The sequence below is a fragment of the Dactylosporangium sp. CS-047395 genome (genome assembly GCF_050942185.1).
In the GTDB taxonomy this organism is placed as follows: Bacteria; Actinomycetota; Actinomycetes; order Mycobacteriales; family Micromonosporaceae; genus Dactylosporangium.
On record NZ_CP192015.1, the window covers coordinates 280060 to 300087 of the forward strand.

At 71.0% G+C, this 20028-nt stretch carries 21 protein-coding genes; 12 read left to right on the top strand and 9 right to left on the bottom strand.

Features of this window, described 5'->3' with window-relative positions:
• The first annotated feature begins 1 nt into the window (after position 1).
• The 3 genes from ACQP00_RS01295 to ACQP00_RS01305 are packed head-to-tail and all read left to right on the top strand — an operon-like array spanning position 2 to position 1731.
• Positions 2-511, top strand: coding sequence for a glycine cleavage system protein R (locus tag ACQP00_RS01295; protein ID WP_433213080.1), 510 nt, complete (start codon positions 2-4; stop codon positions 509-511).
• On the top strand, positions 508-1020 hold the full coding sequence (def, locus tag ACQP00_RS01300; RefSeq protein WP_433213083.1) for a peptide deformylase: 513 nt from the start codon (positions 508-510) through the stop codon (positions 1018-1020). The genes ACQP00_RS01295 and def overlap by 4 nt, the downstream gene beginning before the upstream one ends.
• 57 nt (positions 1021-1077) lie before the next feature.
• Positions 1078-1731 (top strand): hypothetical protein, encoded by a 654-nt coding sequence (locus ACQP00_RS01305; protein WP_433213086.1) that lies wholly within the window; start codon positions 1078-1080, stop codon positions 1729-1731.
• 29 nt (positions 1732-1760) lie between these two features.
• Here the strand turns inward: ACQP00_RS01305 and ACQP00_RS01310 are convergent, their stop codons facing one another.
• Positions 1761-2285: a hypothetical protein gene (locus ACQP00_RS01310; protein WP_433213089.1), complete on the bottom strand. Its 525-nt coding sequence runs from the start codon at positions 2283-2285 to the stop codon at positions 1761-1763.
• Between the two features lie 185 nt (positions 2286-2470).
• Between ACQP00_RS01310 and disA the strand changes: the two genes are divergently transcribed.
• Positions 2471-3610 carry a DNA integrity scanning diadenylate cyclase DisA gene (disA, locus tag ACQP00_RS01315; RefSeq protein WP_433213092.1) on the top strand — a complete coding sequence of 380 codons (1140 nt, stop codon included), beginning with the start codon at positions 2471-2473 and terminating at the stop codon, positions 3608-3610.
• Between the two features lie 845 nt (positions 3611-4455).
• On the opposite strand, the gene radA is transcribed toward disA, so the two are convergent.
• The 3 genes from radA to ACQP00_RS01330 form a co-directional block, all read right to left on the bottom strand.
• Positions 4456-5859, bottom strand: a complete 1404-nt coding sequence (gene radA / locus ACQP00_RS01320; RefSeq protein WP_433213095.1) for a DNA repair protein RadA — start codon at positions 5857-5859, stop codon at positions 4456-4458.
• 36 nt (positions 5860-5895) lie between these two features.
• The gene (locus ACQP00_RS01325) at positions 5896-6666 is read right to left on the bottom strand and encodes a hypothetical protein (RefSeq protein ID WP_433213098.1); all 771 of its coding nucleotides are present in this window, start codon (positions 6664-6666) and stop codon (positions 5896-5898) included.
• Positions 6667-6752: 86 nt separating this feature from the next.
• Positions 6753-7574, bottom strand: coding sequence for a UbiA family prenyltransferase (locus ACQP00_RS01330; protein WP_433213101.1), 822 nt, complete (start codon positions 7572-7574; stop codon positions 6753-6755).
• Between the two features lie 45 nt (positions 7575-7619).
• Here ACQP00_RS01330 and ACQP00_RS01335 point away from each other — a divergent pair, with 45 nt between their 5' ends.
• Positions 7620-8330 (top strand): methyltransferase domain-containing protein, encoded by a 711-nt coding sequence (locus ACQP00_RS01335; RefSeq protein WP_433213104.1) that lies wholly within the window; start codon positions 7620-7622, stop codon positions 8328-8330.
• Positions 8331-8350: 20 nt separating this feature from the next.
• Positions 8351-9370: a type III polyketide synthase gene (locus ACQP00_RS01340; RefSeq protein ID WP_433213107.1), complete on the top strand. Its 1020-nt coding sequence runs from the start codon at positions 8351-8353 to the stop codon at positions 9368-9370.
• On the opposite strand, the gene ACQP00_RS01345 is transcribed toward ACQP00_RS01340, so the two are convergent.
• Positions 9356-9853, bottom strand: coding sequence for a hypothetical protein (locus ACQP00_RS01345; RefSeq protein WP_433213110.1), 498 nt, complete (start codon positions 9851-9853; stop codon positions 9356-9358). The genes ACQP00_RS01340 and ACQP00_RS01345 overlap by 15 nt on opposite strands.
• 621 nt (positions 9854-10474) lie before the next feature.
• On the opposite strand from ACQP00_RS01345, the gene ACQP00_RS01350 reads away from it, so the two are divergent.
• On the top strand, positions 10475-10960 hold the full coding sequence (locus tag ACQP00_RS01350) for a CarD family transcriptional regulator (protein ID WP_433054921.1): 486 nt from the start codon (positions 10475-10477) through the stop codon (positions 10958-10960).
• Between the two features lie 99 nt (positions 10961-11059).
• Positions 11060-11698 carry a 2-C-methyl-D-erythritol 4-phosphate cytidylyltransferase gene (gene ispD, locus ACQP00_RS01355; protein ID WP_433223622.1) on the top strand — a complete coding sequence of 213 codons (639 nt, stop codon included), beginning with the start codon at positions 11060-11062 and terminating at the stop codon, positions 11696-11698.
• Positions 11699-11803: 105 nt separating this feature from the next.
• Here the strand turns inward: ispD and ACQP00_RS01360 are convergent, their stop codons facing one another.
• Positions 11804-12514, bottom strand: coding sequence for a TVP38/TMEM64 family protein (locus tag ACQP00_RS01360; protein ID WP_433213113.1), 711 nt, complete (start codon positions 12512-12514; stop codon positions 11804-11806).
• A gap of 102 nt (positions 12515-12616) precedes the next feature.
• On the opposite strand from ACQP00_RS01360, the gene ispF reads away from it, so the two are divergent.
• A complete protein-coding gene (gene ispF / locus ACQP00_RS01365) occupies positions 12617-13087 on the top strand; it encodes a 2-C-methyl-D-erythritol 2,4-cyclodiphosphate synthase (RefSeq protein WP_433223624.1) in 471 nt (156 codons plus the stop codon).
• 121 nt (positions 13088-13208) lie between these two features.
• Here the strand turns inward: ispF and ACQP00_RS01370 are convergent, their stop codons facing one another.
• Complete coding sequence (locus tag ACQP00_RS01370; protein WP_433223626.1) at positions 13209-14372, bottom strand: homogentisate 1,2-dioxygenase; 1164 nt, start codon at positions 14370-14372, stop codon at positions 13209-13211.
• Between the two features lie 78 nt (positions 14373-14450).
• Between ACQP00_RS01370 and ACQP00_RS01375 the strand changes: the two genes are divergently transcribed.
• The 3 genes from ACQP00_RS01375 (at position 14451) to ACQP00_RS01385 (ending at position 18019) form a co-directional block, all read left to right on the top strand.
• Positions 14451-15290, top strand: a complete 840-nt coding sequence (locus ACQP00_RS01375; protein ID WP_433213116.1) for a hypothetical protein — start codon at positions 14451-14453, stop codon at positions 15288-15290.
• Complete coding sequence (gene fahA, locus ACQP00_RS01380; protein WP_433213119.1) at positions 15287-16501, top strand: fumarylacetoacetase; 1215 nt, start codon at positions 15287-15289, stop codon at positions 16499-16501. Before ACQP00_RS01375 ends, fahA begins: the two co-directional genes overlap by 4 nt.
• 165 nt (positions 16502-16666) lie before the next feature.
• The gene (locus tag ACQP00_RS01385; RefSeq protein ID WP_433213122.1) at positions 16667-18019 is read left to right on the top strand and encodes a PQQ-binding-like beta-propeller repeat protein; all 1353 of its coding nucleotides are present in this window, start codon (positions 16667-16669) and stop codon (positions 18017-18019) included.
• Here the strand turns inward: ACQP00_RS01385 and hisC are convergent.
• Positions 18016-19050, bottom strand: coding sequence for a histidinol-phosphate transaminase (gene hisC, locus ACQP00_RS01390; RefSeq protein WP_433213125.1), 1035 nt, complete (start codon positions 19048-19050; stop codon positions 18016-18018). The two genes, ACQP00_RS01385 and hisC, sit on opposite strands and share 4 nt — an antisense overlap.
• Entirely contained in the window at positions 19047-20024 is a 978-nt protein-coding gene (locus ACQP00_RS01395; RefSeq protein ID WP_433213128.1) for an RDD family protein, read from the bottom strand. Before ACQP00_RS01395 ends, hisC begins: the two co-directional genes overlap by 4 nt.
• Positions 20025-20028: the final 4 nt, after the last annotated feature.

A 20028-nucleotide genomic window follows, 5' to 3' on the forward strand; every position in this document is an offset into this window, starting at 1 on the left:
CGTGAACGAGTACGCCGTCACGGTCATCGGCCACGACCGGCCCGGCATCATCGCCGACGTCGCCGAGATCCTGGCCCGGCTGGGCCTCAACCTGACCGACTCGACCATGACCCGCCTGCGCGGACACTTCGCGATGACGCTGGTGTGCGCGGGGCCACCGACCGGAGCGGAGGTCGAGGCGGCGCTGGAGCCGCTCGGCGCCGACCGCACCCTGCTGATCACCGTGCGCAGCGTCGTCGAGGAGCCCGCGCACGAGTCGGCCGGCACGCCGCACGTCATCACCGTGCACGGGGCCGACCGGCTGGGCATCGTCGCCACGCTGGCCCGCACCGTCGCGGAGTCCGGCGGCAACATCACCGACCTGACCACCCGGCTGTCCGGCAGCCTCTACGTGATCATCGCCGAAGTCGACGTCACCGACCCCGACCGACTCAACGAGGCCCTGCGCACCGCGGCGCGGCGCCTCGACGTCGAGGTGTCGATGCGCCCGGCCGACGCGGACCTGTTGTGAGCGGGGCCGTACTCCCCGTCCTCCGCGCCCCCGATCCGGTCCTCGGCACCGCCGCCGAGCCGGTCGATCCGACCGCGCCGGAGATCCTGCAGCTCGCCGAGGACCTCGTCGCCACCATGCGCGTCTCGCCCGGCTGCGTCGGGCTGGCCGCACCCCAGGTCGGCGTGAGCGCCCAGGTGTTCGCGGTCGACGTGACCGGGCATCCCAAGGCGCGCACCGTCCACGGCGCCTTCGTGCTCTGCAACGCCCGCATCCTCGAGGCCTCGCAGTGGCAGAAGGGCCGCGAGGGCTGCATGTCGGTGCCGGACCTCACCGGCGACGTCAAGCGGGCCGGTCGGCTGGTGGTGGCCGGGTACGCACCGGGCGGTACCGAAGAAATCCAGATCGCGACGGACGCCTTCGAGGCCCGGGCCCTCCAGCACGAGATCGACCACTGCTCGGGGCTGCTGTTCCTCGATCGGGTCGCCGGCGCACACGCTGTGTATGCGCGCAAGGTCTACTTGGAGTAGCTCACCACGGCGTGGTGCCCCTGCGAAACGGTATTCCCCCGATACGGTGAGTACATCATGAAGCTGACGGTTGGCCCTCTGCCCTCCGGCGTCTATTGGCGGCGCCGGGCGATCGTCGGCGGGGTGCTGGTCGTCGCTTCCCTGATGCTGTGGGCATCCTGCGGCGGCAGCGGGGACGACCAGAAGCCCACCCCGCTGGCGGCCTCGGGCGGCCCGACGACCGGCGCGCCGGAACCGACGGTGACCATCCAGGTCCCGACCACCGGCGAGCCGGTCGCAACGTCGGCGGCCGCCCCGACCTCGGCCCCGCCGGCCAGCCCGACGGTGCCGCCCTGCGCCGACGCCGACCTGTCGCTGGTGGCCGCGCCCGAGCAGGCCGTGCAGTTCCGCGGCGCCTACCTCAAGCTCACGCTGAAGATCAAGAACGTCACCGACCACGACTGCCTGCGCGACCTCGGTGCCGACTCGCAGGAGTTGTACATCCAGGTCGCGGCCAGCAAGGTCTGGTCCTCGGACGCCTGCGACGCGCCGCACGGTTCCAAGCCCACCGTGATGAAGCCGGGCATCGAGGTCTCGTTCAACACCACCTGGACGGGCAAGGCCACGAACAACGGGTGCGCGGCTCAGCAGACCCCGCCGGCCGGGAAGTACGAGCTCGTCGGGCGGCTGGGGACCAAGGTCAGCGAGCCGGTACAGGTGCAGCTGACCTAGGCTTTTCGCTTTTTGCTTTTGCTTTCGGTCTAGAGGCGATTCGCGATCTGGACCTGGTCGGGGGCGAACGCGGCCAGGGACGCCAGCTGACCGTCGGGGGTGCCGCCGAAGTCGCGCAGGCGGACGGCCACGGCGACGGCGCGGGACTGGCGGTCGTCGAGCTTGACCAGCTCGCGCAGCACGTTCTGGTCGATCCAGCCCGGGTTGTTGCCGGTCCGGTCGAGGTTGCGCCGCAGCCGTACGGCCAGGAAGCGCTCGCCCCCCGCCTCGATCGCGGCCACCTCGGCGACCCGCGACCACGGCAGCACGAGTGTGCGCACCCAGCCGGGCCGGACGGTGAGCGCGAAGTGATTGGCCCCGACCCGCGGCCGGCGTACGACGGCGAGGACCACCGGCACCGCCCCGATCGCGGCCAGCCCCGCCGTCCACATCGGAATGTCGGCGAGCGGGTTGTGGGCGCCCGAATCCAGCGTCTCGGGCTCGTCGCCGAACAGCGCGCGGATCAGCAGGACGGCGAGGGTCGCGGAGACGGCGTACCACGCCAGGGTGCCCAAGGACCGGGACGGAAAGCTCCGCCGCCACTCGATCCGCTCCGGACCGGCCACCGGCGATTGACCCCTTGCCTGTCTCGTCCCTGGGAAATTCACGCCCGTCCATTGGTGGCGGGCATCCGACCACTCTACGGGCTGGGTCGATACCGCACCAGCACCTGGTGTCCGAGCATCCGTAGACTGTGCGGGTGCCGATTGACCGCGAGCCCGGCAGGGGCGCCGCCAACACCGGCCTCATCGGGGGCTGGGCCGCCGCGCTGCCCGGCGCCGACCCCTTGCGCGCGACCTTGGCCCTGATGGCCCCCGGCACCGCGCTGCGGGACGGCCTGGAGCGCATCCTGCGGGGCCGCACGGGCGCGCTGATCGTGCTTGGCCACGACCGGGTGGTCGAACAGCTGTGCACCGGCGGCTTCCCGCTCGACGTCGAGTTCTCCGCCACCCGCCTGCGGGAACTGTGCAAGATGGACGGCGCCGTCGTCCTGTCGAGTGACAACACGCGGATCGTCCGGGCCGCGGTGCACCTCATGCCCGACCCGACGATTCCCTCGGAGGAGTCGGGCACCCGGCACCGCACGGCCGAGCGGGTCGCCAAGCAGACCGGGTACCCGGTCATCTCGGTGAGCCAGTCCATGCGGATCATCGGGCTGTACGTGAACGGCCAGCGCCACGTGCTGGACGACTCGGCCGCCATCCTGTCCAAGGCGAACCAGGCCCTGGCCACGCTGGAGCGGTACAAGCTGCGGCTCGACGAGGTCAGCGGCACCCTCTCGGCGCTGGAGATCGAGGACCTGGTCACCGTGCGCGACGCGGTGGCCGTGGTGCAGCGCCTGGAGATGGTCCGGCGCATCGCCGACGAGATCGCCGGGTACGTCGTCGAGCTGGGCACCGACGGCCGCCTGCTCGCCCTCCAGCTCGAAGAACTGATGGCCGGCGTCGAGGCGGACCGCACCCTCGTCATCCGCGACTACCTGCCGACCGGCCGGCGCGCCCGCTCGGCGGAGGACGCGCTGGAGGACCTGGACGCCCTCAGCGCGACGGAGCTCATCGACCTCGTGGCCGTGGCCAAGTCCCTGGGCTACCCGGGCGCGAGCGACGCCCTGGACGCGGCCGTCTCCCCGCGCGGCTTCCGCCTGCTGGCCAAGGTGCCGCGCCTGCCGAGCCTGGTGGTGGACCGGCTGGTCGAGCACTTCGGCAGCCTGCAACGCCTGTTGGGCGCGACCGTCGAGGATTTGCAGGCGGTGGAGGGCGTCGGCGACGCACGCGCCCGCGGCGTCCGCGAAGGCCTGTCCCGCCTGGCCGAAGCGTCCATCTTGGAGCGTTACGTTTAGGTCTGGTGTCTTCGCGCGGCGGAAGGTTTGCCCACTGTATGGGCGCCTTGGCGGCGGGGTTGGACCGGTCGATTGTCTTCGCGCGGCGGAAGGTTTGCCCACTGTATGGGCGCCTTGGCGGCGGGGTTGGATCGTTCGATTGTCTTCGCGCGGCGGAAGGTTTGCCCACTGTATGGGCGCCCTGGCGGCGGGGTTGGATCGTTCGATTGTCTTCGCGCGGCGGAAGGTTTGCCCACTGTGTGGGCGCCTTGGCGGCGGGGTTGGACCGTTCGATTGTCTTCGCGCGGCGGAAGGTTTGCCCACTGTGTGGGCGCCTTGGCGGCGGGGTTGGACCGTTCGATTGTCTTCGCGCGGCGGAAGGTTTGCCCACTGTATGGGCGCCTTGGCGGCGGGGTTGGACCGTTCGATTGTCTTCGCGCGGCGGAAGGTTTGCCCACTGTATGGGCGCCTTGGCGGCGGGGTTGGACCGTTCGATTGTCTTCGCGCGGCGGAAGGTTTGCCCACTGTATGGGCGCCCTGGCGGCGGGGTTGGACCGTTCGATGTCCTGAAAAACAGTGGGGGAGCTCCGCTCCACCCACACCCCCTCAACACCGCACCGAGTCCTATAGGTGGTCAGAGGTCTTCTGTGGTCGCGGTCTGAACGCCGCACCGGGTCCTATGGGTAGTCGGAGGTCTTCTGTGGTCGCGGTCTGAACGCCGCACCGGGTTCTACGGGTGGTCAGAAGTCTTCTGCTGTCGCGGTCTCAACACCGCACGGGTTCTACGGGTGGTCAGGCGTCGTCTGGGGTCGCTTTCACCGCGTTGTGCGATGCGGTCTCAACACCGCACCGGGTCCTAAGGGTGGTTAGACGTCTTCTGCGGTTGCCTTTACCGCGTAGTGCAATGCGGTCCGGACGTCGTTCACCTCCAGCACTCGCATCCCCGGCGGGGTGACTCCCGTGGCGGCCGGCCCGCAGCCCGGCGGCACCAGCGCGAACCGGAAGCCCAGCCGCGCTGCCTCGGCCAGTCGGCGCGGTACGGCGCCCACCCGGCGCACCTCGCCGGTCAGGCCGACCTCGCCCAGTGCGACGAGGTCCGGCGGCATCGGCAGTTCGTGGGCGGCCGAAGCCGCGGCCAGGGCCAGGGCCAGGTCGGCCGCTGGTTCGGTGACGCGGAGGCCGCCGACCGTGGCCGCGTAGACCTCGCGGTCGTGCAGTTGGATGCCGGCCCGCCGTTGCAGGACGGCCAGCACCATGGCCAGGCGGGCCGAGTCGAGGCCGCTGACGGTGCGGCGGGGTGAGCCCGGCATCTGGGCGCCGATCAGGGTCTGGACCTCGGTGACCAGGGCGCGCCGGCCCTCCATGGCGACGCAGACGCAGGTGCCCGAGACGGCGTCGGCGTAGCGGGTGAGGAAGAGGCCGCTCGGGTCGGGCAGGCTCGTGATGCCGCCCTCGTGCATCTCGAAGCAGCCGACCTCGTCGGCGGCGCCGAAGCGGTTTTTGAGGCCGCGGACCATGCGCAGTGAGGAGTGTTTGTCGCCCTCGAAGTTGAGGACCACGTCGACCAGGTGCTCGAGGACGCGTGGGCCGGCCACGTTGCCGTCCTTCGTCACGTGGCCGACCAGCACCGTGGCCAGGCCGCGTTCCTTGGCGATCGCCACCAGGGCCGCGGTGACGGCGCGGACCTGGGTGACACCGCCCGCGACGCCGTCGACGCCGGGTGCGGAGACGGTCTGGACCGAGTCGAGGATGAGCAGGCCCGGCTTCACGGCGTCCAGGTGGCCGAGTACGGCCGACAGGTCAGTCTCCGACGCGAGGTACAACTTCTCGTGCAGGGCCCCGATGCGCTCGGCCCGCAGCCGGACCTGGCTCGTCGACTCCTCGCCGCTGACCACGAGCGACGGGCTCTCGCCCTGCAGCGCCCACTGCTGGGCCACGTCGAGCAGGAGGGTGGACTTGCCGACGCCCGGCTCGCCGGCCAGCAGGACCACGCCGCCGGGGACGATGCCGCCGCCGAGGACCCGGTCGAACTCGCCCACGCCGGTCGGGCGGGCCTTGGCCGGGGCGGCGCTGATCTCGGCGATCGGCCGGGCCGGCTCCAGCGGCGCCCGCGAAGGCACAGCGCGTAGGGCGGCCGGTGCGGCGGCCGCGCCCCCCGCGACCTCCAGGATGGCGCCCCACTCGCCGCACTCCGGGCACCGGCCGATCCACTTAGGAGGCCGATGCCCGCAGACATCGCATTCGTAGATTGCGCCCCGAGTCTTCGTCACGCCCCGAACCTAGCCGAGGGGTACGACAAAAACGGATTACTCCTCGTCCTCGCCGTGCACGACCGAGGACGGCTTCGGCAGCGGGGTCGCGGGCGGCGTCATCGGCAGGTTCGGCAGCTTCATCGTGGTCGTGCTGCCATCCGCGTAGGTGAAGGTGAACACCACGTTGGTCAGCGCGCCCCCGGGCAGCAGCGGCTCCCCGGTCAGCTTGTCGATCGCGAGGTACTTGGTGCCGCCGTTGTCGTGGGTCAGCAGCGCCGCGCCCGCGACCGGGACGTCGACCGCGATGTTCGACGCGCCCGCCGAGGTGGGCGTCGGCGAGGGCGGCGCGACCGAGGGCGACTCGGACGGAGAGCCGGACGGCGAGCCCGACGGCGAGCCCGACGGCCTGCGGGAGCCGGACGGCGTGACCGAGGGCGAGGTCACCGACGGCGAGGGCGAGGCCGGCGCCGCCGCGGCCGACGGCTGTGCGCCGCCGACGAGGACGATCTTGCCGTTGTCGCTGGTCGCGCCGGTGAGCTTGGCGGCCTGCTCGGCGTTGTTGAAGAACCGGACGGTGAGCGGCACCGTCGCGCCGGCCTTGTACTGGTCGGCGTACGTGATGCCGCCGTCCCGCAGCGCGATCTTGCCGTCGGCGCTCTCGGCGCTGACGCCGGGCACCGCGGCCTGCTGGGTGTCGGTCTGGGTGATCTGGCCCGCCGAGCAGGCGGAAAGCAGGCCGACGCCGAGCGCGGCCGTCGCCAGGAGCGCAGCGCCCAGCGCCGTGCGGCGACGAGCCAGCGGCTTGGCCTGAGTCGAACGCGTCACCTTGGTTCCTCCAAATCAAGGGGCAGCCCGCAGTACAGCCTAGATGCCCTTGATCGGTGGATTACGCCCACCCTGGCAATGGTGACTCAATCCAGGTTCAGGCCGCTGATCAGGAGAAACACGACATCGATCAGGGCGACCGCGATGACGGCGAGGAAAGGCGCACGCGAAGTTGTGTCGCGATTCATGCGGTACCACCCCCAGGAAAGGGCGATCAGCGCCAGTCCCAGCGCCGGCCAGAACAGCACCGCGGGCGGACCCGGCGGGCCGAGCGCGAGGGCGGCGGTGGCACCGAGCAGCAGTACCGCCGCCGCCACCAACGACCCCCGCCGGCCGAAGCGCTGGGGCAGGCCGCGGATGCCCGTCCGCACGTCGGCGTCCAGGTCCGGCAGGGTGTTGACGAAGTGCGCGCCCGCGCCCAGCAGCGCACCCGCCGCGAGCAGCCACACCGGCGGGGTCTTGCCCGCGCCGAGCACCACGAACGCGGGCAGGCAGGCGAACGAGACCGCGTACGGCAGCACCGAGACCACCGTCGCCTTGAGCGGCCAGTCGTAGAGCAGCGCGGACGCGAGGGCCAGGGCCGACACCAGGCCCGCATGCCAGCCGGAGAGGAAGCCGAGCGGCACGCACACGACGGCCGCGGCGACGCCGAGCCCGGCCACGAGCCGCCGGGAGACCTTTCCGGCCGCCACCGGCTTGTCGGTCCGTCCGGCCGCGGCGTCGCGCTCGGCATCGAGCGCGTCGTTGACCCAGCCGATGGAGAGCTGACTCGCCAGGACCGTGGCGCCGGCCGCGATCACCCCCGGCACCGGGCGATCCAGGCCCAGCGACAACAGCACGGCCACCGCCGTGACACCCGCGGCGGGTTCCGGGTGACTCGCCCGCAGCAGCGAGATCGCAACCGACATCCGGCAAGTGTGGCCGCCGGAGGGGTTCCATGTCAGGCTCGTCTCATGCCTTCGCCGAGGCGCGCACGCAACGACCCTGGTCAGTACGACGACCTGGCCGGCGATTGGTGGCGCCCGGGCAGCCCGTTCTCGATGTTGTACTGGCTCGCGCGCGCCCGTGCCCGCCTGATCCCGCCCGCCGAGCGGCAGGGGGCGATCCTGGTCGATCTGGGCTGCGGCGGCGGGCTGCTGGCGCCGCACGTGGCCGGCAAGGGGTACACCCATGTCGGGGTCGATCTGATCGTCTCCGGCCTGGAGCAGGCGGCCGCGCACGGTGTCGCCCCGGTGCTGGCCGACGTGCGGTATCTGCCCTTCGCCGACGGCAGCGCCGACGTGGTGAGCGCCGGCGAGCTGCTGGAGCACGTGCCCGACCTGGAGGGCACGGTCGCCGAGGCGTGCCGGATCCTGCGCCCGGGCGGCTGGCTGGTGCTCGACACGCTGGCCGACACCGCCCTGGCCCGGCTGGTCGCCGTGCGCCTCGCCGAGGGCATGTTCCCGGCGGTGCGCGGCCTGCACGACCCGGCGCTGTTCGTGGACCCGCGGCGACTGCGCGACGAGTGCGCGCGCCACGGCGTCCCGCTCGACGTGCGCGGCGTGCGCCCGGCGCTGCCCGCTCTCGCCCGCTGGCTGGTCACCCGCCGGTCCGCGGTGCCGATCGTCCCCACGTTCTCGACCGCGATCCTCTACCAGGGGCGCGGCAGAAAGGAAACTCAGTGACAGGTGCCGCCATAGCGGGGATGCACGTGACGTTCCCCGGCCAGATGCGCCAGGACGAGGTGTGGGACGGCTACTTCAGGCGGCATTACGACGGGCCCCGGCGCGGGCTGGCCAAGCGGATCTTCGCCAACTCCGGCGTCGTGACCCGCCACGGGGCGGTCAATCCGCTGCTGGAGGACGCCTCCTCCTGGTCAACCGCCAAACGCATGAGTCGGTACCTCACCGAGGCGCTGCCCCTCGGCAAGGACGCGGTCGCCGGCGCCTTGGACGCGGCCGGACTGCGCCCCGACGAGATCGGGCTGTTCGTGGTGTGTTCCTGCACGGGGTACGCGACGCCGGGGCTGGACATCCTGCTCGCCCGTGACCTGGGCATGGCGGCCGACACCCAGCGCCTGTTCATCGGGCACATGGGCTGCTACGCGGCGCTGCCGGGGCTCGGGGCGGCCTCGGACTACGTCGCCGCGCGCGGGCGGCCGGCGGTGCTGCTGTGCCTGGAGCTGACCAGCCTGCACGTCCAGCCGCCGACGGACGACCCGCAGCAGATCGTGGCGCACGCGCTGTTCTCCGACGCGGCCGCGGCCGTGGTCCTCGTGCCGGACGGCCCGGGCGCGCTCGTGGCCGACATCTCCGCGGTGACCGACACGGCGACGGCGGACCACATGACGTGGGACGTGACCGATCTGGGCTTCCGGATGGGGCTGTCGCCGCGGGTCCCCGACGTGCTGTCGATCTACGTCGCGGATCTGGTGGACCGGCTGCTCGCCCCGCGCGGTTTGTCGGCGGCGGAGGTGGACGCTTGGGCGGTACACCCGGGGGGCCCTAGAATTTTGGACGTGGTGCGGGACAAACTCGCGCTGCCCGAATCCGCCCTCGCCGAGTCGCGCGGCACGCTCGCGGCGCACGGCAACTGCTCGTCGCCCACTGTCCTGTTGATCATCGACGCGCTGCGCCGCCGGGCCGCGGGACCGCCGCGCACGACCGTCGCGCTGGCGTTCGGGCCCGGGCTGACCCTCTATGGGGTGCTGCTAGAGGCTCAGTAGCTCGCCCTTGAACTCCTCGGGGCTGGTCACCGAGCGCACCGCCTTGACCAGGCGGCCCCGGTCGTTGATCAGCACCGCGGCGGTGGTGCGGTCGCCGGCCAGGGCGGGCACGGACGCGCGCAGCGAGCTGTTCGGGTCGGCCAGGGACCGCACGCTCACCTGCTCGTTGAGCTCGCTCGGCAGCGTGGGCGAGCGCATGGCCACGACCACGACGCGGGCTCGGCTCTTGGCGGTCACAACGGCGTCGGCGGTACTGCGGATGAGCTCTTCGCACGTGCACCCGTCCACGATCAGCACGACGGCCGGGGCGATCTCGACGATGCCGACCGGCTTGCCGTCCGCGTCGGTGAGGCTCACGCCGGTCAGCGACACCGCGGCGGGCGAGTTCGTCGGCGATCCGACCCGCGGGGAGGTGCGCGGGGCGCGCCCAGGCCACGCGACGGCGAACAGGCTGACCAGCGTCGCGATGACCGCGATTGTCATGATCAGCAGTGGTACGGCCAAACCCGGCGAATCATCGCTGGTCCGCCGCGCCGGCTCGGGCTTCAGGTGCAGCCGTCGCCGCCAGCGCCGCCGAATCGTGGCGCGGCGGAATTGCTTACGGATCGCGGCGCCTTCCCCATCGAGATCGCCGGGATCGTCGGGAATGATGATCGTTCCCCACTCAGGCGGGAGATCGGGGAGGCCACCACCCTCTTGTGGTCGCTCACCACCGCCGTTGTCATCCCGCAGAGCGCCCATCGCGTTCTCCTCGCACCTGCCTCAACTTTCCCTCACCACCCGGCCCTGCGCCAGAGGTGACTGCATCGAGATCTGTGCGTATCATCTACGCTCCGCCGCTGGTCACGTCACACAGAGTGTCGGTTCTGGACTCGCGGCGTGGCGTGGAGGACACTTGCCGTAATCAATCGGATATGTCCGACTGCCAGGCCATTTGTGTGTGCTCCGGGTTGTTGATCCGCTACACAGCAGGTTCCACGATTCCTGTCAAGCGGGAGAAAGGGGACTCACATGTGTTCTGACCTGCGCGAATGCTGCGCTCTGGGGTGGGCCGACAGCGCGTGACCGTGTTACCCTAGACACAGCGAAAGGGGTTTCGAACCTATGGTTTTCAGTGTCGGCGAGACCGTTGTCTACCCCCACCACGGGGCCGCACTCATCGAGGCAATCGAGACTCGCGTCATCAAGGGCGAGGAGAAGAAGTATCTCGTCCTCAGGGTCGCTCAGGGTGACCTGACGGTGCGGGTGCCCGCTGAGAACGCCGAGATCGTCGGCGTGCGCGAGGTGGTCGGCGAAGAAGGCCTGACGAAGGTCTTCGACGTCCTCCGCGCTCCGCACACCGAGGAGCCGACCAACTGGTCGCGGCGTTACAAGGCGAATCTGGAGAAGCTGGCCTCCGGCAATCCGCTCAAGGTGGCTGAGGTCGTTCGCGACCTGTGGCGTCGCGACCGTGAGCGTGGTCTGTCGGCCGGCGAGAAGCGCATGCTCGCCAAGGCGCGGGACATCCTTGTCGGCGAGGTGGCGCTCGCCGAGAAGAGCACCAAGGACGAGGCGGAGACGCTGCTCGACAAGGTGTTGACCGAGGCCTGACGTATCCAGCCTGGCTATCCCTTCGATACCGAGGACCGCGACGTGACGGCGCACGTATCTGTGCGTGGTGACGTCGCGGTCCTCGTGCCTGCGGCCGGTATGGGCATCCGACTCGGACCCGGTGGCCCCAAGGCACTTCGCCTCCTGGGCGGTGAGCCGCTCCTTGTGCACGCCGTACGGCGTCTTGCGCTCGCGCCCAGCGTTGGCTGCATCGTTGTCGCCGCGCCCGCGGACGCTGTGTCCGCGGTCGTGGAACTGCTCGCTCCCGTGGCACCCGTGCTGGTGGTGGCCGGCGGGGCGACCCGGCAGGCCTCCGTCGCCGCGGCGCTGGCCGCCGTGCCCGCGGACTTCGACATCGTGCTGGTCCACGACGCCGCGCGCGCGCTGACCCCACCGGAGCTGGTGGAGGCCGTCGCGGCAGCCGTTCGTGGGGGGCACGCCGCGGTCATACCCGTTCTCCCGGTGGTCGACACCATCAAGCAGGTCTCGGATTCCGGGGACGTGGTGGCCACCGTGGACCGGTCTTCCCTGCGTGCGGTGCAGACGCCGCAGGGCTTCCAGCGCTCGATCCTGGAGAAGGCCCACGCGGCCGCTTCCGATGAGCACACCGACGACGCCGGCATGGCGGAGCGGATCGGGGTGACGGTGTTTACCGTGCCCGGCTCCGAGGCCGCGTTGAAAATTACCCGGCCGTTCGACCTGGAAGTCGCCGCGCTGTTCCTTCAGGCCCCCGGTTAGGACCCGCTGCGGTGTTGAGGGGGTGTGGGTGGAGCGGAGCTCCCCCACTGCTTTTCAGGACATCGAACGGTCAACCCCGTCGCCAGTGAGACCATCCGAGAAGCCCTAAGCGGCAGCCGGCGTCGCGTTCGCGGTTTTGCGCGGGCGGCGGCGCCAGATGAGCAGGCTGCCGACGGAGCCGCCGATGCCGAGGGTCGCGATGATGACGCCGGCGATCGACATGCCGACCGCGTCGCCGCGGGCCGTGGCCGAGCCGAGCGCCGAGTAGGCGAGCGTGGCCGGGAGGGCGCCGACGACGGTACCGGCGAGGAAAGCACTGATCCGCACGCTCGTGGTGCCGAAGATGTAGTTCGCGATGCCGAACGGCACCAGCGGGATCATCCGCGAGATCACGATGGCCAGGACGCCGCGCTTGGCGACCGCCTGCTCCATCTGCAGCAGCCGCCCGCTGAGGTGGCGGGCCATGAAGTCGCGGCCCAGGAAGCGGCCGACCGTGTGGGCGATTAGCGCGCCGAGGGTGATGCCGAGCATGACGTAGAGGACGCCGCCCGCGAAGCCGAACACCAGCCCGCCGACGCCGGCCAGCAGCGTGCGCGGGGCGAGGGCGGTGGTCAGCACGGCCGATCCGCCGATCGCGATAAATGGGGCCAGCTGGTTGTGGCCGACCGCGTGGGCCAGGGAGCCCTTGGTCGGGTGGGCAATGATGATCGCCACGGACAGGGACACCACAATGACGGCGAGCAGACCGAAGCGCATCGCGGCTCCGGTGCGCCACCACGGCTTGTGGCTCGTCGGGGTCGTCAAGTCGCTGCGCACCCATCCCAGCCTAGGCCTCATTCGCCAGCCTGCCGACCCGAGCGACGGTCTGGCAACCGAAGGTTCACGGTCCGGCACCGAACGTCGTACCCTCCCGAAGTGATGCTCATCGGGAACGGTACGGACGTCCATGCCTTTGAATCCGGCCGCGCGTGCTGGGTCGCCGGGCTCAAGTGGGAGGGCGTCGACGGCCTGGCCGGGCACTCCGACGGCGACGTCGCCGCCCACGCGATGTGCGACGCGCTGCTGTCCGCGGCCGGGCTGGGTGATCTGGGGGCGAATTTCGGCTCCTCGCGGCCCGAGTGGGCCGGTGCTTCGGGGGTCAAGCTGCTGCGGGAGAGCGCGCGTCTGGTCCGCGACGCGGGCTTCGAGATCGGCAACGTGTCCGTGCAGGTGATCGGCAACGTGCCGAAGATCGGCAAGCGGCGCTCGGAGGCGGAGCGGGTGCTGCATGATGCGATCGGGGCGATCGTGCGGCTGTCCGGGACCACCACCGACGGCCTGGGCTTCACCGGCCGCGGCGAGGGCTTGGCCGCCACGGCCGTCGCATTGATCTACCCTGTCTCCCACTAGGCACGCCAGGCCCCGGCCGGGCCCCGGTGCGGTCTTGAGGGGGTGTGGGTGGAGCGAAGCTCCCCCACCGCTTTTCAGGACATCGAACGATATCCAACGGTGCCAGAAAGACCATCCGAGACTAGGCGTTTCTGTTCCAGGTCCACGCGTAGCCGGTGTCCTCGATCGCGAGGGCGGGCTCGCACAGGTCGAGCGGGCGGAAGGTGTCGACCATGACCGCGAGCTCGTCGAAGGCCTCGACGCCGATCGCGCGCTCGACCGCTCCCGGCTGCGGGCCGTGGGTGAAGCCGCTCGGGTGCAGCGAGATGGAGCCCTGCTCGATGCCGGAGCCGCGGCGGGCCTCGTAGTTGCCGCCCGTGTAGAAGAGCACCTCGTCGGAGTCGACGTTGTGGTGGTTGTACGGCACCGGGATGGCCAGCGGGTGGTAGTCGACCTTGCGGGGTACGAACGAGCAGATCACGAAGTTCGGCCCCTCGAACGTCTGGTGCACCGGCGGCGGCTGGTGCACCCGCCCGGTGATCGGCTCGAAGTCGTGGATCGAGAACGCCCACGGGTACAGGCAGCCGTCCCACCCGACGACGTCGAACGGGTGATTCGCGTAGATGTGCTCGGTCCAACCCCGCCTGTGCTGCACCAACACGGAAATGTCGTACCCCTCGGCGATGATGGGTTCCGCTGGGCCACGGAGGTCACGCTCGCAGTAGGGGGAGTGCTCCAGGAACTGCCCACGCACCGAGAGATAGCGCCGCGGAGGTCCGATGTGTCCGGTCGCTTCGATAGTCAGCAGCTTCGCCGAGCCGTTCTTCGGCACGAGTCGGTGGATCACCGAGGTGGGGATGATCGCGTAGTCGCCCTCGGTCAGCTCGAGGACGCCGAAGGTGGTTTCGAGGGTGATCTCGCCGGCCGAGACGTAGAGGCACTCGTCGCCGACGGCGTTGCGGTACAGGGGCGAGGGCTCGGTCGCCTCCACGTAGGAGATCCGGACGTCGTCGTTGGCCAGCAGGTGCTGCCGCCCGAGGACCGCGTCGGCCTTGTCCCCGCCGAGCTTGCCGGTCTGCAGGTGGCGCGGCTTCAGCGGCAGATTCGGCACCCGCGACCAGGCCGGCGGTTCGAACGGCACGGCCGCGGTGATCGCCGTGGGTCGATGCCGGTGGTAGAGCAGCGACGAGTCGCTCGAAAAACCCTCCTGGCCCATCAGCTCTTCCGCGAACAGGGAGCCGTCGGGCTGGCGAAACTGGGTGTGGCGCTTCGGCGGCACCTCGCCGACGCGGCGGTAGTACGGCATCACGGTCCTCCGGTAACGGATGTCCGGATAACGGACGAAGTTGTCCGCCCAGTAAAGCGTCCATTAGATTCGGAAGCCGTGTCAAACGCAGTGCCACCCCTGCTGACCGCCCTGGTCGACGACGCCGCCGTGTTCCCGCCCGGCAGCGCGCCGCTCGACGAAGCCGTGCCGGCCCACGCGGGCCACCGCCGGAGCTGGTATGCCCAGCTCATCGGCCCCCTCCTGCTCCCGCTCGCCGACCGCGCGGGTGCGTCCTCCGACACCGAGGTCGGCCTGATCGGCGATCCGGCCGCGCTGGAAACCACCCTGGGTGATCTCCCGCCGGGCACCCGCCAACTGGAGAGCCCGGTCGCCAAGCGGGGCGAGGACCCGTGCCCGGGCATCGAACGGCTGGCCGCACTCATGCGGAAAAGCGAAGAGCCGTGGCAGTGGTACCTCGAGGTGCCGCTCGCCTGGGGCCTGATGTCCGGCCTCGACGCGATCGCCGCCCTGCGCGCCGAAGGACTGCCCGTGGCGGCCAAGTTCCGCACCGGCGGGCTGGCGGCGGAGCTGTTTCCCAGCCCGGCCGACCTGGCCTCGGTCATCTGCGCCTGCCGGGATCGGGATTTGCCGTTCAAGCTGACGGCGGGGCTGCATCACGCGGTCCGGCACACCGACGCCGAGACGGGGCTCGTGCATCACGGGTTCCTGAACATCCTGGCGGCGGTGCTGGGGGCGGCCGACGGGCTGTCGCCGGCGGACCTGACCGTGATCCTGTCCACCACCGAGGCGATGCCGCTCGCGGCCCAAGTCCAGCCGCACCTCGAACGGGAGCGGCCGCTGTGGGTCGGGTTCGGCAGTTGCAGCGTCCAGGACCCGGTCGACGACCTGGTGGCCCTGGGACTGCTGGACCGCCCGCGCCCGGAGGCGGCGCGATGAGTGGGGCGGCGTGGCTGGAGCTGGCGGACGACGATCCGTTCGGCGTGGAGAACCTGCCGTACTGCTCGTTCGGGCAGGACCGCTTCCGGTGGACCGGGGTGCGCATCGGCGACCGGGTGCTCAACCTGGCGGCGGCCGAGGGGCGCGGCCTGATCGACGCCGGCGGGGCCTTCCTCGGGCAGGGCAACCTGAACAGGTTCATGGCGGCGGGGCGGCCGGTCTGGGTGCGCGTGCGCGAGCGGCTGACCGAGCTGCTCAGCGCCGGGCGCTATCGGGAGTCCATCGAGCCGCTGCTGCTCGCGGTGGCCGACGTGCGGCTGGAGCTGCCGTTCGAGGTGGCCGACTACGTCGACTTCTACTCGTCGCTGGAGCACGCGACCAACCTCGGGCAGCTCTTCCGGCCCGGCGTCGAGCCGCTGCTGCCGAACTGGCGGCACCTGCCCGTCGGCTATCACGGGCGGGCCGGGACCGTGGTGGTCTCCGGCACCGAGATCCCGCGGCCGTACGGGCAGCGCAAGTCACCCGACGACGACGCCCCCACGTTCGGCGAGTCCCGGCGGCTGGACATCGAGGCCGAGGTCGGGTTCGTGGTCGGGGTGCCGTCCGACGGGCCGGTCCCGATCGACGACTTCCGGGCCCACGTGTTCGGCGCGGTGCTGGTGAACGACTGGTCGGCGCGGGATCTGCAGGCGTGGGAATACCAGCCGCTGGGGCCGTTCCTGGGCAAGTCCTTCCGCACCTCGATCTCGCCCTGGGTCGTGCCGCTCGACGCGCTGGACGCGGCCCGGGTCGCGGGGCCGCCTCAGGAGCCGGCCGTCCTGCCGTACTTGAGGGCGGGGGAGCATCACGGGTACGACATCGGCATCGAGGTCTTCTGGAACGACACGCTGGTCTCGCGGCCTCCGTTCAGCGGCATGTATTGGACGCCGGCGCAGCAGCTGGCGCACCTGACGGTCAACGGGGCCTGGGCCCGGACCGGTGACCTCTACGCGTCGGGCACGGTCAGCGGGCCCGACCCGGAGCAGACCGGCTCGTTCATCGAGCGCACCTGGAACGGGGCCCGGCCGATCCAGCTGGCCGACGGCACCCCGCGCTCCTTCCTGCTGGACGGCGACACCGTGTCCATCACCGCCACGGCACCCGGGCCGGGCGGCGCGCGGATCGGCTTCGGGGAGGTGACCGGCACGATCACCAAGAACACGTTCGAGTGAACGTGCGTTGATCCGAAGCCGGTCGGTCTATGTCACAGGCCGGTGGGAACGCGGTGTGAGTCTTCTGCGGATCGACGGTCGCCGTGCGCGCTCGACGGTGTGCGACAGGTATGGTGCCCCGCGGAGGTGGTTATGGGGACGAGTGCGGACGGACTGCGTCGGCTGGTGTCGCCGCGTAGCTGGTCGCGGCCGGTTCGGTTCGTGCTGACCGGGCTGCTCGTCCTCGTGGTGCTCTTCGCGATGGGGATCACCGCGTACCGCACCCTGAAGCCGGCCGAGACCGTGAGCCGGGCCGACAAGCCCGTCCCGTCGGCCGAGCCGATCAAGGCCATCCAATACTCCGAGCTCCAGTCGGCCCCGCTGATCGTCGAGGGGCGGCTGCGGGTGTACACCGAGCAGCGCCGCGTGTTCGCCGACACTCCGGTGACGGCGCAGCGGATGAACACGCCGCACTGGTCGTACCGGCGGTGGCCGGCCGAGGTCGTCTCCATCGTCGAGGTCGAGAAGCCCGCGAGCGGCGTGGGCATGTCGGTCGTGGTCACCAAGTGGTCCGACGGCGAGATCGTCGCGCTCGACGCCGAGAAGGGCGACATCGTCTGGCAGGCGAAGATCGACCCGGCCGAGGGCGAGTCGTTCAAGGGCCGCCGCACCGGCGCGAAGACCATGTGGCAGCCCGACGACCTGTTCGTCAGCGCGTCGAACGTGGACAAGCAGCCGGTGGTGATCGCGACCGGCAAGGACGTCGTCGAGGGCATCGACCCGGTCAACGGCACGATCAAGTGGACCCGCTCGTTCACCGCCGACCCGGGCTGCCGCACGACGGACTGGACCGGCCCGGACACCTACTTCGTCAAGAACACCTGCGCCAAGCCGGCGACCCTGGAGCTGTACGACGCGGCCAGCGGCACGCTGCTGTCCACCTGGCGGCCGCCGGGGGCGTCGCTCGGTACCGAGAACGTCTCGAACTGGTTCATCGAGCCGTCCTCGTGCGCGCTCGGCCGATCCGGCTGCACCATGTTCAAGGCCGCCCCGACGGGCGAGGGCGTCGTGACCTACACCGACGCCGCCGCCGGCCTGGGCACCATCACCGCCTCGTACTGGTCGCTCGCCGCCGACCGCACCGTGAAGCCCGAACCGGTGGCGGACAAGGACACCGTCATCGCCGTCGGCGACGTGGTCGCCCAGCAGATGACCGGCGGCTACATCTGGGCCTTCTCCCGCACCACGGGCCAGCGCCTCTGGATGTCCGAGGTCAACGGCCGCCTGATCGGCGGCGACCAGCGCAACTTCTACGTGATCAACAACGAGTACCAACTGCTGGTCTTGAACCTGGAAACCGGCGCGGTGACCTCCAGCACGGAACTGCGCATCCGCCCGGCGGACCGGTTCGTCTTCAGCCTGTATTACCTGCACGCGGGCTACTTGGTGATCGAGCGGCTGCAGACCACCAAGGAGTCCGAGATCGACGACAGGTACTACTTCAGCCAGGACACGGTCGTCCTGGTCGGAATCGGCTAGATCGCGCCCAGGAACGCGTCGTTCTCCTCCGGCGTGCCGATGGTGACGCGGACGCCGTCGCCCTGGAAGGCGCGAACGATCACGCCGGCGCGCTCGCACGTGGCCGCGAACTCCGCCGACTGGTCGCCCAGCGGGAGCCAGAAGAAGTTGGCCTGGGTGTCGGGGACGTCGGGGTACACCTTGCGGACCGCTTCGACCACGCGGGTGCGCTCCGAGACGACGAGGTCGACGCGGCGCTGCATCTCCGCCTCGGCGTCCAGCGCGGCCAGCGCCGCCGCCTGGGCCGGGGCCGAGGTCGAGAACGGGGTCACGACCTTGCGGACCGCGGCCGCCACCTCGGGCGCGCCGATCAGGTAGCCGACCCGCAGGCCGGCCAGGCCCCAGGCCTTCGACAGCGTGCGCAGGACGACGACGTTCGGGCGGTCGCCGTAGGCCTCCAGGCCGTCCGGCACCTCCGGGTCGGTCACGAACTCGCGGTAGGCCTCGTCGAGGGCGACGATCACGTTCGACGGCACGCGGTCGATGAACGCGTCGAGGTCGGCGCGGCGGATGGCGGTACCGGTGGGATTGTTGGGGTTGCAGACGATGACGATGCGCGTGCGGTCGGTGATCGCGTCGGCCATCGCGTCCAGGTCGTGGGCGTGGTTCGGCAGGTTGGGCACGCGCACGCTGGTCGCGGCGGCGGTGGCGCCGATGATCGGGTAGGCCTCGAAGGAGCGCCACGCGTAGACGACCTCGTCGCCGGGCATGCAGGCGACGCGGAAGAGGTGCTCGCACAGCGCGACGGAGCCGCAGCCGGTCGCGAGGCGGTCCGGGTCGACGCCCAGCTTGTCGGCCAGGCGGGCACGCAGCTGGGTGACGCCCATGTCGGGGTAGCGGTGCACACCCGCGACGGCCTCGGTCACCGCCTCCACGACGCCGGGCAGCGGGCCGTAGGGCACCTCGTTGCTGGCCAGCTTGATCGCGCCGGGCACGGAGCGGCCGGGCACGTAGGCGGGCAGGGCGTCGAGGTCCGGGCGGGTGAGGCTCATGACTGGTCTCCGGGGTCGTTCGCGGATTCGGGGGGCGTGTAGTTCGGGTCGCGCTCGGCCATGACCACGACGGTCCCGGCGGCGCGGTCGTGGATGGCGCGGTGCAGCGGCCAGTCGACGACCGGCGACAGCGCGTCGATGAACTGCAGCAGGAAGCCGATCCCGCAGGTCCACAGCAGGACCCACAGGCCCAGCGGGTTCCAGCGGCGGATCGAGCGGCCGAAGCCCAGCGGCTTGTCGGCGTCCAGGCCGACGACCTTGATCTTCAGGAGCCGCTTGCCGAGGGTCTGGCCGCTGCCGGCGTTGGACGGCACCTCGTAGGCGAACCAGATCGCCGCGATCAAGATCAAGATCACGATCTGCAGGTACTGCGCGCGATCCGACGTCGTGAGATCGCCGATCGACTCGCCGTTCATCTGGCGCCGGTAGATCTCGGCCATGACCGGCCCGACCTCACGCACGTACTGCCAGATCAGGTAACCGGTGGCGACCGCGATGATGGCGCCGACCGCGAGGATGTCCACGAGCCGCGCCAGGAAGCGCTTGCCGAGCGGCGCGAGCGCGTAGCCGTGCGGGCGGATGACCTGGGCCGGCAACGGGAACCCGGCCTGCGGCGGCAGCAGCACCTGCACCGCGCCGGCCGGCAGCTGGCCCTGCGGCATGAGCCCGGGCGGCAGCGGCGTGCCCGGCGGGAGCACGATCGCCCCGGGCGGCAGCTGGCCCGGCGGGAAGCCACCGGGCGGGATCGGGGTGCCGGGCGGCAGGACCACCGCACCCTGCGGGAGCGGCTGGCCGGGGGCCGTGACAACCGGCGCGGGTGGCGCCGCGGGCGTGACCGGTTTCTCTTCGATCACCGGCGGGCGGTCCGGGGCCGGTTCCGAGGCGGGCACGGGCTCGCCGATCCAGCCTTCGCCGTCCCAGTACCGCTGGACGTCCTGGTCAACAGGGTCCTTGTACCACCCAGGCGCTGTCACGCCG